This is a genomic window from Flavobacterium sp. KMS, assembly GCF_000813005.1.
Classification (GTDB): domain Bacteria; phylum Bacteroidota; class Bacteroidia; order Flavobacteriales; family Flavobacteriaceae; genus Flavobacterium.
Genome location: NZ_JSYP01000021.1, coordinates 1 through 15195, shown reverse-complemented (window position 1 = coordinate 15195; position 15195 = coordinate 1). Strand labels below are relative to the sequence as shown.

Here is a 15195-nt window from a genome sequence, read left to right as displayed (position 1 = left end):
AATGGCTTTGATAGTTTTGTTGTTTGCTCTAAGTGCTGTTTTTGCGCAAGATTGGAAGTGCCGAAAAATACACCTTATTTTACCTGTAGTGATTTTCTCTGTATCATTTTTTAAAAGTCCTCTAAGGAGTCATGCTTTATGGAAAATAATCCTTTTGAACTCCTGTTTCTTTTTTACTACACTTAGTGTCTTAGTAGTATACATGGCTATAAAATCTAAAAAAATTCTAAATCCATTTCATCACTATTTTGGATTGGGGGATTTATTGTTTTATATCGCCATTACCCCATTATTTCTAGTTGAAAATTATATTTTGTTCTTTGTTCTTTCTATGTTGTTTGCTATTATTTTACAACTTGCCTTAAGGAAGTATATTAAAGAAGAAACAGTTCCTTTAGCTGGTTTTTCGGCATTGTTATTATGTCTTGTCCTTTTAAAAGAATATTTTTTATTCTTTCAAAAAATCTCTTTGTTATGATAATACAAGATATCACAATCCTTCCCGAAATTCTGTATGTTGTAACTAATGATCTTGCCAATCAATACCGTATAGTACCTAAATATATATTTGAAAATACATTGGAATTATATGTTGATAATTCCAATAATGGAGTGGATATCAAAGAAGAATTAGAACTTTTTTTAGGAAAAAGTATTGTTTTACATCCCATAGATTCAATAGAAATTGAAAAGGCATTATCTATTTATTATCGAAAAGAAAGAGCTTTAAATTCTAATAAGTCTCTAAATCTAGATAAGGGAGACTTTCTTGAGAATTTATTAATTGAAGCAAAGTCATTAAAATGTAGTGATATTCATTTTGAAGTTTATGAAGATTCCTCTCGCATTCGTTTTAGAATAGATGGGCAATTAATTGAACGCTATAAAATAGAAAGTGATAACTACCTGGAGCTCGTTAATAAAATTAAAATTCAAGCCAAATTAAATATAACAGAGAAAAGACTTCCTCAAGATGGAAGGATTACCAATGATTCGTTTGATATCAGGATTTCTATTTTACCTACATTATTTGGCGAAAAAATAGTAATGCGCCTCTTAGGTCAAGATGCCTCAGATATTGATTTAAATGTATTGGGCCTGCAAAAAGAAGAATTAGAAAATTATCTTGAAGCGGTAAAAAAGCCTAATGGAATTATCCTTATAAGCGGACCAACAGGTTCGGGAAAAACAACAACGCTATATGCTACATTAAAGTTACTTAATGAAACTCGAAGAAACATTGTGACAGTCGAAGACCCTATTGAATATACATTAAGAGGAATCAATCAAGTACAACTAAAAGAAGATATTGGACTAACCTTTTCTTCAGCATTAAAATCATTTTTACGTCAGGACCCCGATGTAATCATGCTAGGAGAAATCCGTGATTCCGAAACAGCTATTATGGCAATTCGAGCATCATTAACAGGCCATTTGGTTTTATCAACTATCCATACTAATTCGGCAATAGGAACAATTTCCAGACTAATCGACATGGGGGTTCCCTCCTATCTAATTGCCGAGACCCTAAATCTTTCTGTCGCACAACGACTCGTAAGGAAGCTTTGCGATAATTGCAAAAAAGAAGCCAGTTGCAACCCTAAAGATTTTCCATTGAATTTTAAATTCCCTTATGACATTTTATCTTATTACAAACCAGTGGGCTGTAATAGTTGTTTCCATACTGGTTATAAAGGAAGAAAAGCTATTTACGAGATTCTGAACATTGATAATAACATCATTGAGGCAATTAAAAATAATACCATTACAGAATTATTTAGTAAGGATAAAAATTACAAATCACTTTCTGATAAAGCATTTAAGATTTTAGCAATGGGAGAAACTTCTCTGGAAGAAATATATTCAATTTTAATAAACATATAAATGCTCAAACAGGTTATTTACATACTAACTGCGTTATTTTTTACAACAAGTATAGCAGCACAACAAGACATAAGCGAATTAAATAGGAAATTTGATGAATTATCCTTGCAAAAAAAAGGATTAAACCAAGTTATTAAAATTGATGTTTCTGGATTAACATTGCATAATTTTATTTCTTCTATAGCCGAAGAGCATCAATTGAATGTAGATGTGGATGTGGAACTTAATCAACCTATAGCTCACAATTTCTTTGATGTAACGGTAAAAGATGTCTTTATTCATATTGCTCAGAAATATGACTTGGAGGTTACTTTTATGAATAATATTATTGTTTTCAAAAAAAGAAAAACTGTAGTAATTCCCGAAAAAAAAACACCCAAGATTATAGACGTAACTTATAATGCTCAGAATGATTTTTTATCTGTAAAACTAGAAAATGACTCATTGCCTGCAATTGCAAAAGCAATTATCGATAAATCGGGCAAAAATTTAATAGTAGCACAAGATGTAAAAACCCTGAAAATTTCTTCTTATATTTTAAATCGCCCATTTGATCAGGTCATAGAAATGATGTCAAAATCAAATGATCTATTAGTCACTAAGGATGATAATGGATTTTATTATCTAGAAAAGAATACTTCCCCTACAGCGAATGCTATTACAAATAGTAGCCAAAAATCAAAACAAGCGAGAGTTAGTAGTGGCGTTCCTGGTTACTACGATGTGAATATAAATAAAAAAGGCTTTCTAGAGATAAATGCCTATATCGCAGATGCATCAGATTTATTAACTGAGGCTGCAGAAAAATTGCATATAAATTATTTTTTATACAATAAACCCGAAAATGAGAAAACAACACTATCTGCCACAAATATCACATTTGATGAATTACTGGAACATATATTTAGAGGGAAAAAATATACGTATAAAAAGCAAGGTCATTTTTACTTAATTGGAGAAGAAGCCACAGAAGGATTAAGGATTACCGAGATGATTCAGTTAGAAAATCGATCAATTGAGTCGGTAATCAATACACTCCCAAAAGTATTCTCAGAGAAATTAGAAATAAAAGAATTTGTTGAATTAAATGGGTTAATTGTTTCAGGTTCAAGATCTATTCTAGAGGAATTAAAAGTATATATCAAGCAAATTGACAAAGTAGTGCCAATGGTTCAAATTGAAGTAATTATTGTACAGTATAATAAATCATATGATATCCAAACTGGAATAAAAGCAGGTTTAGACAAAATAAACGCCACCAAAACAAGTGGCGTGTTATTTCCCAGTTCTGATGTAACTTTAAATGGATCTTCTGTAAACAGTTTGATAAACGCTTTTAATGGCTTTGGGCTATTTAAAATCGGAAAAGTAACCGAATCTTTTTATTTGAATCTAAAACTATTAGAAAATAATTCTGTTTTAAAAATAGAGTCAACCCCTAAAATAGCTACCATAAGCGGACATGAAGCAAAACTGTCTATTGGAGAAACAAGTTATTACTTTGAACAAAGCAATCGATTAATAAACAATAGCATTGGTAATGACATTTTAAACTCAGGAACATGGAAATCAACAGATGCAAATCTAAGTGTAGCCATAAAACCTTATGTCTCTACTGATGAAAATGTAACGCTAACCATTGCTGTCGAAAAGAGTTCTTTCCTGGCAAGAGCCGGTGAAGATGCTCCTCCTGGAAAAGCCACTCAAAAATTTGAATCACTGGTAAGGGTCAAAAACGGTGAGATGATTTTATTAGGCGGTTTAGATGAATTAAAAAAAGAAAACTCTGGTTCGGGTACTCCCTTATTGTCAAGAGTTCCAATCCTAAAATGGTTTTTCAGTAGCAGAAAGAAAGGTAAAAACGACTCTAAACTTCATATTTTTATTAAACCTACAGTTATATATTAATGCTAGCGATACTATCTAAACTTATAAAGCTAAACGATATAAATGTTGTTGGCGTAATTAAAAAAGACGATTGTGAAATCTATAATTTGCTTTCCATTAAAAAAAAGGCAAACAAGATTACCATTCTTGCTACAAACACATTTGAATCTTTTGAAGAATTAACAACAAAAACAGATAAAAGGAAACCTCTTTTAATCGTCATTGATGGAAAAGGAGTTTTAAATAAAGAAATTGATTTTGATAATGAAGCTGATATAAATTGGCAAAAAAACATCGATTTTAACGCAATATGCTACACTGATTTAAAGGGACTAAAGTCGAATTTTATAAGTTTTTGCAGAAAAAACATCGTTGATGAAACTCTTATCAAATTTCGAGAAAATGGATTTCAAGTTTTGGATGTTTATGTAGGTTCTTTTTTGGGCGCACTGTTATATAATGTAGTAGAAAACGAACAATTAATTTCGGCAGATTTATGTTTAAAGTTCCAAAAAGAAAGGCTAATAGGTTTTACTAAACAAAATGAAATATTAAAAAGCAAATCATATAAAATTGGAAACGAAAATCTTTTGAGTGATTTTTTGCCGTTATATGGAGTTGTCATACATTATTTTGTTAAGCCAGATGAAGTTTCAAAAACTATCGACATTTCTTTAAAAAGTGAAGGATTAATTTATAAAAAAGCATTTCATTTTTTTGGAATAACAATACTTGTGGGATTTCTAAGCACTCTATTAATGAGTTATTCCTTGATTCGGTACTATGGAGCTAGAAATGCAGAACTCAACCTGCAAACTGTATATTCCGATCAGTCCTATCAATTGATATTAGATTTAGAAAAACAGAAAGAAAAAAAATTGAAAGTTCTGAAAGAATCTGGAGTGCTGTCTTCTAAATTTCTTTCCTTTTATGCATATCAAATCATTAAAACAATACCCATTGCTATCTCCTTAAATGAATTAAATATCATTCCGATAAAAGAAGGGTACAAAGAAGATAAAAAAGTATTATTTGAAAATAGGACTATCTTAATTAAAGGGGAGACTTTTGAGGAAGTCACATTTAATAATTGGCTAGAAGGGTTGAAGAAAATGAATTGGTTGCAACGTTTTGAAATTATAAGTTTAAAAAAAGACAAAAAAAATAAGTCCATATTCGAAATAAAAATTACGCTAAAAAATGTTTGAAAAATATTCGTACAAACAAAAAGTTTACGCCTTGCTATTTCTTTTTTTAATAATATCAATTACAGCTTACAAAAGATCATTTCATCCTTTATTTGAAGTAATTACAGAATACAAGGCACTATCAAAAAAAGCAGCCGATATCAATAAAAAAGCAATGAGCACGAATGGTTTGATCAAAGATGTTGCTTATTTGGATCAAATAATTGGCAAAGATGGAATCACCAAAGAAATGGTACAACAAGGTATCGTGAGTTTTGCGGCAAAAAATTCGCCCGAAATCTCTATTAGTGATTTACAGCCTATTCATGATTTTCCAGAAGATGATTATCGTGTTATCACCAATCAATTAGATGTAACAGGAAAAAGTAATCAACTCCTGAAATTAGCTTACGATTTTGAAAAAAAGTATACGCTTTCAAGAATAATTAGCATGAAATTTTACACCATAAAAAATAATAACAAAACTGAAGTCCTACATTTAAAAATGACATTTCAAAATTATGAAAACAATAAATAAAACAATACTACTACTCTTAGTGATTCTAATGTATTCATGCGACGATATTCTTGAAAAAGACATTAGTGATGATACAATCCAAATTAATTCTCCCGCAAGTGAAACTATAATAGAAAGTAATGTTGTGAATTTTGTATGGAACAATATAAAAGGAGCAGATACATACCGTATTCAAATATTCGAGTCCAATCAAATATTATTGCTCGATTCATTAACAACCAGAACAAATATCACATTGCCTTTAAAATCTGGAAATTATATTTGGAGAGTAAGAGCCGAAAATTTTGCGTATGAGTCAATCTATTCTTTCCCATCTCCTTTTTCAACAATAATACCTGATGATTTAACCAATCAACAAGTGATTTTGCTAAGTCCTGAGAATAATAAATTTATAAATTTTGTTAATGTTCCTTTAAGTTGGGAATCGCTGGACAATGCTACAAGTTATTCTATTAAACTATTAAATACAGTAACCAATCAGGTAATCTATAGCAAAGATGATTTAACAGAAACATCTATAACTATTGATGTACCTAATTTAGTGGATGGAAATTACCAATGGAGAGTAAAAGCTCAAAATTTAGATACTGAAACGAAACAATATTCGACTCGAAAATTTAGTATCGATACGACTCCTCCTAATCAACCTAAAAATATTGAACCTAAAGATAACGCAAGCCTAACGGCTAGCTCAACGATTAATTTTTCTTGGAGTATTGCTGCCGACACAGGTAATGAAAAATCGCCTATTTCTTATGTAATAGAATTTTCAAATGATGCCGATTTTACAACAATTATTGAAACTAAAAATAGCTCATCAACAACATTTCAAGAAACTTTTTCGAATAACGCACAATATTATTGGAGAGTGAAAGCGATAGATACCGCAGGAAATATTGGAATTAATAGCACTAGTTTCAAGTTTTCTCTAAATTAAAATATGGTAAAGAAGAAAATAAATATAATTCTTATTCTCATAGTTTTAGTACTATGGGGAACTGTGATATATAAAAGCATTAATGGATCCTTTTTTTTTAACGAAACAGTGCTTAAAAGGCAAAACTCAAATAACGATTTTGTTTTTCATCAAGTAAACAAAGACACTTTTGAATTAGATAAAATAAAGCATGACCCGTTTCTTAACAAACAATTACTGAGTGGTACTACTGTTGATGAAAAGCAAAATTTAGGTTTCCCGACTACAAAAAAAAATAGAGCCTCAATAGTTCCAAAACCTAAACCAAATATTACCTGGCCAGATCTTACTTATTACGGATATATTGAATCCAAGGGAAGAAATGAAGAACTGGTTCTGCTAAAAATAGATTCAAAGCTATGTAGATTAAAACTCAATAGTCCTATGAATGGCTTGATGGTTAAAAAGAAATACAAAGATTCTATTCAAGTTATTTTTAATTCAGAAACCAAAATAATCCGCTTAAAATAGGCTTATAATTTATTCTATAAAATATTTAAAAACGTCACATTGAAAACAACTCCATCCCTTCTTATTCTCCTCCTATTTATCGCCTTTGCATTGGTTTCTTTTTCAGATCCATATACCTTAAAAAGAATCTCGAATAAAGATTTTAGGTATGAGTTTTATACTGTTGATAAAAAAATAAAACCCAAAAAAAATAAAACCTATTATTGGTTTAAGGGCGGACAAATTCATGGAGCCCAAGGCGGTATTGCCGGTGATATGCTAAACGATAGATTTATAAAAATGTTTCATAATAATCAATTAGCAGAGCAAGGCAAGTTCAAGAACGGTCTTCGGGTTGGTATTTGGAAAACTTGGTATTCTAATGGTGTTTTGGCAACTACACAAAGCTGGAGTAATGGTTTGCGATCAGGAAAATATTTCCGTTATAACGAAACTGGAAATTTGGTAGAAAGCGGAAATTACAGCTCCAATCTCAAATCAAAAAAATGGATTGATTTTGAAAAGAAAGATACGCTGATTTATAAGAAAGGAATTGTTGTTGTAAAACAAGAAAAACTAACCAAATCAGAAAATTTTAAACGTAAAGAAGAATACAACCAAAATAAAGAATCTCAAAAAGAATTAAAAAAGGCAGCATATAGTAATGACCTTAGCAAGTTAGCAACTTATAAAGCTATAGCCAAGGAAAAACAAAACGCTAAAAAAGAACAGAAAGAAAAAGAGAAAATTGCCCAAAAAGAAGATCAAGCTAACTCAAATAAACCAAAAGAGGATTCTAAATTAATCACTTTTTTCAAAAAAATATTTGCCAAGAAACCAAAGCAATAAACAGATGATTAAAGCCCATAGTTTATTATACGCCCTTTATATCTGCTTAATTGTTTCTATAATTTGTGGCGCATTGTTGTATTTTTCTAATTTATACAATCAGCTCAATTTGTATTATAATTTACAAGAGGAACTGTACATTCAAAACCAATCTGTTGTAAATTTTGCTTTAGGTAATAAAATGGTTCCCACAGAAGTAGAAAAAGAACAAAATTCAAGTATCGAAGGCAGTTATGAGACAAAACCTTATGGGCTTTTTTCAATAGTTCTTGCTAATTCATATATAGCAAAAGATACTGTAGCTTCAGTTTATTTTGTTGGAGCAAGTGGTACTGATAAAACGGCAATTTATCTAAGCAATTTATCAAAATCGCTCACCTATTCGGGCAAAATAAAACTTGTCGGTAACTGTCAACTGCCAAGTACCTTTATTGAAACATCGTACATAAACAATAGCAAGAACCAACTTCTTGCTGAAGGAAAAAATACTATTTCTGAGCCGCAATTACCAATTATAAATTCGGATTTTAAAAAAATATTTGAAGGGACAAAATTCGAAAAAACAAAATTAAATGATATTGATAAACCTCTGGATTCCTTGTATTTTAATTCTTTTTTTAATGCAACAAAAGAAATACAGGTTAAGGCAACATTAGCAAATATTATTCTTAAAGGCAATTTTATTCTACGATCAGAAGATTCTATTCGGGTTAAAAAAAATGCCATATTAGAAGATGTAATTTTAATTGCGCCCAAAATAACTTTCGAAGCAGGTTTTACAGGTACAGTGCAAGCTTTTGCAAAAAAAGGAATTGAACTCGAAGAAAAAGTAGTCTTAAATTATCCATCAGTAATCTGTGTTTATAATGATAGCGAGAATGAGTCTAAGATAAAAATAAAGAAAGAGTGCCTAATAGCTGGAGCAATTGTTTTATTTGGTAATTCTCTTGAGATGAATGATAAGAACAGTATAGAAATAGATCAAGAGGGATTGTTATTTGGCGATTTGTACTGCACCGGAAAATTAATGCTCAAAAGCAATGTGTATGGTTCAGTTTATACCAATCGCTTTTTTTTTAAAACAAACTCTTCGACTTATGACAATATGATTAGTGATGTAGAGATAAATACTACTAAACGTCCTAATTACTTTATTTCAATCCCCTTGTTTAATACCCCAAAAACAACTTATGGAATCATTAAAAAAGTATTATAAGCTACCCGCCAATTCTATATTAGAATCAGTTATTGCTTTGACGATTATTTCAATCTGTTTATATTTTGCAGTATTAATTTTTACTTCAGTTTTCACAACCAAAACCTCAACAATGTTTTACAGTAACCAAAACAAAGTAAATGAAATCTTCTTTTTGAAACAAATCCAAAATGATTCGATAGCAAACGAAAATCTCTTGATAGAAGAAGAAGAAGAAGTCATAAACGACAATCTAAAAAAGATTTCGATACAATACAAAGATAGTATGCAACTTAAGTTTGAAAAAAGTTTCTATGTACAAAATAATCCGTAATAGCCCAAGATCTGTCCCTGCTTTTTCTATTATCGAAACTATTGTAGGTATGGCAATAGCAGCCATCATTATAGGAGCACTGTTTGTTATTTTCTCTATTATTACAGGACGGATGTTAGATTTTAAAAATCAAAATGAAATAATCAATGATTTGAACCGATTGACGTATAGCTTGAATAAAGATATTTTTGAAAAAGAGAAAATGATAATTATTGAGCGCGAAATTTATTTTAAAGGGTATACGGGAGAAAAAGTTAGCTATCGATTTTCCGATGATTATATTTTAAGAAATAGTAAAACATTTATAGATACGTTCCAGATTAAGCTAAATAGCATAATCATGGATACAGTACAAAGCAATTCGGGAGAATTTGTTTTTCAGAAATTAAGATTAAAAATAAAATCCAATGAAAAACCATTGGATTTAAGATTTTACAAAAGGGTATATTCAAATGAATTATTACAAACAATAAAAAAATAATGAGTTTCGATTTAAGTACATACAAAGTCACAAAAAACAAGAAGGAAAATTTTAAGATAGAATCACCTTCTTTTGGTTTTTCAAAAAAACTATCGGATAAAAAAAAGGAGATTTTTTATAGAGAATTAGGTATGCTATTAAAATCTGGTGTAGATTTTAAAAAAGCATTGGAAATTGTATGCAACCAATCGAGTAATAAATTCGAAAAAGAAATCATTCTTGAAATAAAAGAAAATGTAATAGAAGGAAAAAGCATTTATGAATCAATGCGGGAAAGTAATCAATTTTCACCCTACGAATATTATAGCATCCAGATAGGTGAAGAAACTAGAAAACTAGAAGAAGTCCTGGTAGAACTACAAAAATATTTTAACCGAAAGATCCAGATGAAAAGACAAATAATATCAGTAATGACTTACCCTACTATCGTTATGTTGGTTACGTTTCTGGTTCTCTATTTTATGCTCAATAAAGTAGTTCCTATGTTTAGTTCTGTTTTTAAGCAATTTGGTAGTGAACTCCCTCAAAGTACTCAAATTATTATAAAAATATCCAATCATTCTGGAATTATTTTTTCATTTATAATTGGCGTATTGGTCAGTATGGTACTAATTCATATGCTATTAAAAAATAAGAATAGCTATAGATCATTTACTACTCATATACTTTTAAAGATTCCCTATTTTGGAAACTTGATTCGCAAAATTTACTTATCCCGTTTTTGCCAAGCTATGAATTTGCTAATCACCTCGAGGACTACACTAATCAATTCATTGACTTTGACAGCAAAAATGATTGGCTTTTATCCCATAGAAATTGCTATTGTACAAATAAAGGAAGATATTACAAGAGGCGGATCTTTGAATGAAAGTTTAAAGAAGCACCCTGTTTTCGAAAATAAAATGATTTCTATGGTCGAAGTGGCTGAGCAAGTTAATCAGTTGGAAACAATGTTTGAGCGCTTAACTGAGCAATATAATGAAGAGATAAACCACCAGACTAAAATGATAGGTGTTGTTTTGGAACCACTGATTATTATAGTTATTGGTGTTATTGTCGGAGTGATTATGGTATCAATGTATGCTCCAATGTTCGATTTAAGTAAAATTATAAATAAATAATTTTTTCTCTCTTATTCACAGAAAATATAATACTCTTTTATCCTGATTTATTATAAAAAACTAAAACTGAAAGTTTGATACATCGCTCCAAATCTCCCGGTAAAATAAAAACTTTTATTACTACTCATATAATATATTCTGCTCCGCAATGGTCCATTTGAAAAGTACATTTGTTGTTATAAAACAATAAAAAAATAATTAAAATGAAAAAACTAAGTACTAGTCTTTTATTAGCAATTGCGCTAGGATTATCAATTACTTCCTGTAGCAGTGATAAATCGTTTGATGACGGAATCGATGTGACTGATCCAACTGCCGAATCAGGAAAATTACAATTTGAGATTGATGGAAAAACTTTTGTTTCTACAGCTGTACAAGCAATTGTAAATGATAATTTTGTTTCTATTACAGGACTAAGGTCTCCAAATGGAGATTTTGTTCAATTGACTATACCATCAAATAAAGTAGGAACCTATACTTGGAAAAATGCAAGCACTTCAATTCCAATGTTAGCATTCGCCTATATTCCTTCATCCAATGAGTATAGCAGTTTTATAGCGAAATCTCCAGAAGATGCATTAGAAGAGTTTGGTGTTTCAGATTATAAGGACACAGCAAATATTACTATCACCGCTATTGATCAAAAAACGAAAAAAATATCTGGAACTTTTCAATTTACAGGTTTAAGATATACTTCTAATAATAAAACAGAAACCAAAGTCATTACCAAAGGTTCTTTTAATGACATTAGTTTTAAGGATAATGCACCCCCAATTGCAAACAATAACACTTTAACTGCCAAATTAGATGGAGCCACCTTTGATGTAACAAATGTGATTGCAAAATCGTCTTTAGGAAAAATATTTATTAACGGGGAAAATGGTGTCGGGGAAAACATTTCGATAAGTTTCCCAAGTACTATTAAAGCCGGCAATTACAAAACGTCTGATTATAATTATATTAATTACACAAAAGATAGCACTAATAATGGAGGTTTTTTTGGGAATGGAACCATTACTATTTTAAGTCATGATACTGCCAAGAAGAAAATTAGCGGAAAATTTACTGCTTCTTTTAAATCATTTTTTGTAACTACAACACATGAAGCGAGTGAAGGAACCTTTAATGTCACGTATTAAATAATTATTGTAATATAATTTAAAATCCGCTTTTAGCGGATTTTTTTTATTCAATAAATGAAACCCGTTTCGTAATTGCAGTTAGCTTTTTTTATTGACTATAGCAGAATCTCATGGTAATATTGCTATAATCTTACTACTCTACTTTTTCGAGATTATCAAAAAATAAAGATCTATATAAAAATAGAGGCTATTCTTTTGGAATAGCCTCTTCTTGAATTTAGTTCATTTTCCCAAAAATGAACTAAAAAGCAGATTAACAAATGTTAATAAACTTTCAAAAAAAAAAATCTAAAATTCTCTCCAAAGCTAATCAAGTAAAGAAATTAAGATATTTAATTAAAATTATAAAAACAACACAAAACGTTTTTTACAAATTTTCCTTATGTAAAAATTAATCAAGAACGTTTAACGACATTAGAATCGATAATAAAAAAACCTAATACCAGAATCATATCTAGTATTAGGTTTTTTTATTATCGATGCTATTTAAGGTTTAGTTTTTAGGTTCATCTATAGTAAAATTACCAGTTTCTATTTCCTCTCTTGAAAATCCCGCTTTTAAAATAGCCGTTGTATCAGTGATTTGTTTTGAAAAATTTAGTCTAACAATTCTAGGCGAATTTGGTAAATACTTAAACTCATAAAATTTCCCTATATCTTTCTTAGAACTCTTATAATTTACATCCTCTTTAGAAGAGGTACATTTCTTATTATCTATATAGTAAGATAAATATATAGTTGAAGACCATTTAGGAGGTACAAAAATAGAATCAATTCTCGCAATTGTTATTTTACCATCTTTTTTTAATTCTTTTTCAGCCCAATAACTTCTCATATATCCGAATATCATAAGAATGAATACAAAACCAACAATCAATAAACCTTTTGTATTACCTTTCATAACTATTCTTTTATTACCTCTGGAACAGAATTAGCCCCTATTCCTATTATGCTTTTAAAATATTCTCTAACCATCGCCTCTCCAAAAGCTGAACCAGAAAGATGACTATCTGCTGCTTTTCCGAAACGATTGCTTAATACTGCCGAACCAGCCTGAACAGCCCATTTATTAAATGATTCTGGCATTGTAGGTCCATCTCCTTCCATAATATTATTAGGTGTCCTAGTAAATGTTTCTCCAAAAATTGCAGGACCAATTCCTGGAACTATTGAACTTAACGATGAAACCATGTTTATTTTTCCTGCATTTCTTCCATTAGAATAATACTGTAATGTTGCATTTGTTACAGCATATGTTACAGCAGAACCCCAAGTTACTTGAGACCATGCCGCTGCTCCTTCTGATGCCAAATATGCATATCCCGCTGCTCCTTCTGACCACAAATAAGCTCCTCCAGCCGCTAAACTACCTGATGCTGCCAATACTGGTAAAGTAACTACACCAGCTGCCATAACTGCATGTACAGGGTCTTTGTCTGGACCATATTCTCCAGAAGAAACATGTCTTTCTGATTTATAAAAAGATTCCCCTCCAGCCATTTGACTTTCGTAACGGTAATGATTTTTATTGAATTCTGCTCTAGCTTCCTGCAATGAAGTTCCTTTAAATTTCGCCAATGTTTCGGCTGTATCTCCTTTATCAGCAACTAAAGTACCCGAAGAATCTCGATGCCAATCAGGAGCAAGCCCAGTAGGGTCAGTATAATAAATTGGATTATCATTAAACACAGCATACGGAGAAATCGAAGCATTTTTTATGGGGTCTTGTTGATTTCTCATGCCTATTCTTACATTCAAGCTATAACCACCAAAATCATAACTATTTCCAATTCCCATGATTTCATCGTCTTTTTCATGAGAACCAAACCCATATCGATATTCGTTGGTATTGCCATGTCTGGTTGGAACTTGCATACCAAAAGGATAACACCTTATACTCTTTTCAAAGACCTTATAAAAACTGCTTTACTTTCTTAACTTCTACCATACGCCAAAACCTAATACCAGAATCATATCTAGTATTAGGTTTTGTTGTTTTAATCGATGCTCTTACTAAATCATTTAGGCTTACTAATTATTAGAAATCCTATAATTAACTTTTGCCTTAAGAAAATTAGTGAATTCAGTATCGAATTTATCAATTCGGAAAGTATATTTTTTATCGCCAACGGTTACTCTAAATCTAATAGTCGTTCCGTCATATCTATTAGAACTTATTAGAGCTTCTTTCACCTGATTATAATTTACTTTCATTTCTTTTTTTAAAAGATAAAATTTAACAATCATATAATCCTCGTACAAATAAAGTCTTACTGCATTATATCTAGAAAAAAAAATCAACAAAATAGCCATAGACTGAACCCACAGAAAGACTGTAATATTAAAATCATCCCAAGACAAAACACAACAAATACTATAAATTGATATCCCAGCTAAAAGTGGAAATAATGTTTTTATCCATGATACTTTTCGAACTAACAAACAATTATTATTATTATTATTATTATTATTATTATTATTATTATTATTATTGTTCATTTTTTTCTTGATTAAGTTCACTTGCACTCTGTGCATCTCCAGCTGATGTGGCAGTACCAATCATCGTATCTGGCAAAAGTTTTGTTGCTCCTATCACTTCTATAGTATTAAATTTAAAAATACTTTCTACATTATTAAACATATTAGCTGCATCAATAAAAAATTTCGCATACAAAACTGCTTTTTGAGCATTTTCATTACCTTCAGTTAACTTAGTAGAAATACCTGTAAGTTGGTCTACATCTGATGCAGCACTGGCATAACCTAATGCGGTTGCCTCACCAGAAAGTAAAGTAGGTCCTGCTACCACCAAACTAACTCCTGCAACATCATTTTTTGCTGTATTCATACCCGCAGCCATTCTTGCGCTTTTGGGTGCCTCCTTAAGTACTTGCAAAAAACTAGGAATTGACCTGTCAATAGGAGTTGGGTCGTAAGAAATGGTACTACCTAACTCACTAGAACCAATAGTAAACGTACCTTTATTTAAACCAATAAATCCACTATTTTTATACTTTTCCCCATTCATTCCTCCTATTGTGTATGATTTATATCCTGACGAAAATAGTTCTGGAGAATTTGAAAATGCATCCCAAAATTGTTTTTTGTATTGCATAAATTCTTTAATAGTTATTGGCTCATATAATGCTGA

17 protein-coding genes are annotated in these 15195 nt (G+C 30.5%); 13 read left to right on the top strand and 4 right to left on the bottom strand.

Going from position 1 to position 15195, the window contains the following annotated elements:
• Window position 1 precedes the first annotated feature (1 nt).
• From OA93_RS24945 to OA93_RS18655, 13 genes are all read left to right on the top strand, one after another.
• Complete coding sequence (locus OA93_RS24945; protein WP_123912116.1) at window positions 2-478, top strand: hypothetical protein; 477 nt, start codon at window positions 2-4, stop codon at window positions 476-478.
• A complete protein-coding gene (locus OA93_RS18710; RefSeq protein ID WP_039115283.1) occupies window positions 475-1884 on the top strand; it encodes a GspE/PulE family protein in 1410 nt (469 codons plus the stop codon). Before OA93_RS24945 ends, OA93_RS18710 begins: the two co-directional genes overlap by 4 nt.
• Entirely contained in the window at window positions 1885-3792 is a 1908-nt protein-coding gene (locus tag OA93_RS18705) for a secretin N-terminal domain-containing protein (RefSeq protein ID WP_039115280.1), read from the top strand.
• The gene (locus tag OA93_RS18700) at window positions 3792-4979 is read left to right on the top strand and encodes a hypothetical protein (protein ID WP_039115279.1); all 1188 of its coding nucleotides are present in this window, start codon (window positions 3792-3794) and stop codon (window positions 4977-4979) included. The genes OA93_RS18705 and OA93_RS18700 overlap by 1 nt, the downstream gene beginning before the upstream one ends.
• The gene (locus tag OA93_RS18695) at window positions 4972-5496 is read left to right on the top strand and encodes a hypothetical protein (protein WP_039115277.1); all 525 of its coding nucleotides are present in this window, start codon (window positions 4972-4974) and stop codon (window positions 5494-5496) included. Before OA93_RS18700 ends, OA93_RS18695 begins: the two co-directional genes overlap by 8 nt.
• Entirely contained in the window at window positions 5480-6433 is a 954-nt protein-coding gene (locus OA93_RS18690; RefSeq protein WP_039115275.1) for a hypothetical protein, read from the top strand. The genes OA93_RS18695 and OA93_RS18690 overlap by 17 nt, the downstream gene beginning before the upstream one ends.
• 3 nt (window positions 6434-6436) lie before the next feature.
• The gene (locus tag OA93_RS18685; RefSeq protein ID WP_039115274.1) at window positions 6437-6943 is read left to right on the top strand and encodes a hypothetical protein; all 507 of its coding nucleotides are present in this window, start codon (window positions 6437-6439) and stop codon (window positions 6941-6943) included.
• A gap of 39 nt (window positions 6944-6982) precedes the next feature.
• Window positions 6983-7771, top strand: a complete 789-nt coding sequence (locus tag OA93_RS18680) for a hypothetical protein (protein ID WP_131474506.1) — start codon at window positions 6983-6985, stop codon at window positions 7769-7771.
• Window positions 7772-7775: 4 nt separating this feature from the next.
• Window positions 7776-8987 carry a hypothetical protein gene (locus OA93_RS18675; RefSeq protein ID WP_039115270.1) on the top strand — a complete coding sequence of 404 codons (1212 nt, stop codon included), beginning with the start codon at window positions 7776-7778 and terminating at the stop codon, window positions 8985-8987.
• Entirely contained in the window at window positions 8962-9300 is a 339-nt protein-coding gene (locus OA93_RS18670) for a hypothetical protein (RefSeq protein WP_039115268.1), read from the top strand. The genes OA93_RS18675 and OA93_RS18670 overlap by 26 nt, the downstream gene beginning before the upstream one ends.
• A complete protein-coding gene (locus tag OA93_RS18665) occupies window positions 9281-9781 on the top strand; it encodes a hypothetical protein (RefSeq protein ID WP_039115267.1) in 501 nt (166 codons plus the stop codon). Before OA93_RS18670 ends, OA93_RS18665 begins: the two co-directional genes overlap by 20 nt.
• Window positions 9781-10902 carry a type II secretion system F family protein gene (locus OA93_RS18660; RefSeq protein WP_039115266.1) on the top strand — a complete coding sequence of 374 codons (1122 nt, stop codon included), beginning with the start codon at window positions 9781-9783 and terminating at the stop codon, window positions 10900-10902. The genes OA93_RS18665 and OA93_RS18660 overlap by 1 nt, the downstream gene beginning before the upstream one ends.
• 203 nt (window positions 10903-11105) lie before the next feature.
• A complete protein-coding gene (locus tag OA93_RS18655) occupies window positions 11106-12041 on the top strand; it encodes a DUF6252 family protein (RefSeq protein WP_039115264.1) in 936 nt (311 codons plus the stop codon).
• 496 nt (window positions 12042-12537) lie between these two features.
• Here the strand turns inward: OA93_RS18655 and OA93_RS18650 are convergent, their stop codons facing one another.
• The 4 genes from OA93_RS18650 to OA93_RS25145 all read right to left on the bottom strand — a co-directional run.
• Complete coding sequence (locus OA93_RS18650) at window positions 12538-12945, bottom strand: hypothetical protein (protein WP_039115262.1); 408 nt, start codon at window positions 12943-12945, stop codon at window positions 12538-12540.
• A gap of 2 nt (window positions 12946-12947) precedes the next feature.
• Window positions 12948-13919 (bottom strand): hypothetical protein, encoded by a 972-nt coding sequence (locus tag OA93_RS18645; RefSeq protein WP_039115260.1) that lies wholly within the window; start codon window positions 13917-13919, stop codon window positions 12948-12950.
• A 156-nt stretch (window positions 13920-14075) separates the two neighbouring features.
• Entirely contained in the window at window positions 14076-14543 is a 468-nt protein-coding gene (locus tag OA93_RS18640) for a hypothetical protein (protein ID WP_039115258.1), read from the bottom strand.
• The coding region (locus OA93_RS25145; RefSeq protein WP_039115257.1) for a hypothetical protein at window positions 14533-15195 on the bottom strand (663 nt) is incomplete at its 5' end. The genes OA93_RS25145 and OA93_RS18640, both read right to left, overlap by 11 nt.

What these genes read in the sequence shown, in the direction of transcription:
- OA93_RS24945 (WP_123912116.1), top strand. Translation starts at nt 2, where the DNA reads ATGGCTTTGATAGTTTTGTTGTTTGCTCTAAGTGCTGTTTTTGCGCAA.
- OA93_RS18710 (WP_039115283.1), top strand. Translation starts at nt 475, where the DNA reads ATGATAATACAAGATATCACAATCCTTCCCGAAATTCTGTATGTTGTA.
- OA93_RS18705 (WP_039115280.1), top strand. Translation starts at nt 1,885, where the DNA reads ATGCTCAAACAGGTTATTTACATACTAACTGCGTTATTTTTTACAACA.
- OA93_RS18700 (WP_039115279.1), top strand. Translation starts at nt 3,792, where the DNA reads ATGCTAGCGATACTATCTAAACTTATAAAGCTAAACGATATAAATGTT.
- OA93_RS18695 (WP_039115277.1), top strand. Translation starts at nt 4,972, where the DNA reads ATGTTTGAAAAATATTCGTACAAACAAAAAGTTTACGCCTTGCTATTT.
- OA93_RS18690 (WP_039115275.1), top strand. Translation starts at nt 5,480, where the DNA reads ATGAAAACAATAAATAAAACAATACTACTACTCTTAGTGATTCTAATG.
- OA93_RS18685 (WP_039115274.1), top strand. Translation starts at nt 6,437, where the DNA reads ATGGTAAAGAAGAAAATAAATATAATTCTTATTCTCATAGTTTTAGTA.
- OA93_RS18675 (WP_039115270.1), top strand. Translation starts at nt 7,776, where the DNA reads ATGATTAAAGCCCATAGTTTATTATACGCCCTTTATATCTGCTTAATT.
- OA93_RS18670 (WP_039115268.1), top strand. Translation starts at nt 8,962, where the DNA reads ATGGAATCATTAAAAAAGTATTATAAGCTACCCGCCAATTCTATATTA.
- OA93_RS18665 (WP_039115267.1), top strand. Translation starts at nt 9,281, where the DNA reads ATGTACAAAATAATCCGTAATAGCCCAAGATCTGTCCCTGCTTTTTCT.
- OA93_RS18660 (WP_039115266.1), top strand. Translation starts at nt 9,781, where the DNA reads ATGAGTTTCGATTTAAGTACATACAAAGTCACAAAAAACAAGAAGGAA.
- OA93_RS18655 (WP_039115264.1), top strand. Translation starts at nt 11,106, where the DNA reads ATGAAAAAACTAAGTACTAGTCTTTTATTAGCAATTGCGCTAGGATTA.
- OA93_RS18650 (WP_039115262.1), bottom strand. Translation starts at nt 12,945, where the DNA reads ATGAAAGGTAATACAAAAGGTTTATTGATTGTTGGTTTTGTATTCATT.
- OA93_RS18645 (WP_039115260.1), bottom strand. Translation starts at nt 13,919, where the DNA reads ATGCAAGTTCCAACCAGACATGGCAATACCAACGAATATCGATATGGG.
- OA93_RS18640 (WP_039115258.1), bottom strand. Translation starts at nt 14,543, where the DNA reads ATGAACAATAATAATAATAATAATAATAATAATAATAATAATAATAAT.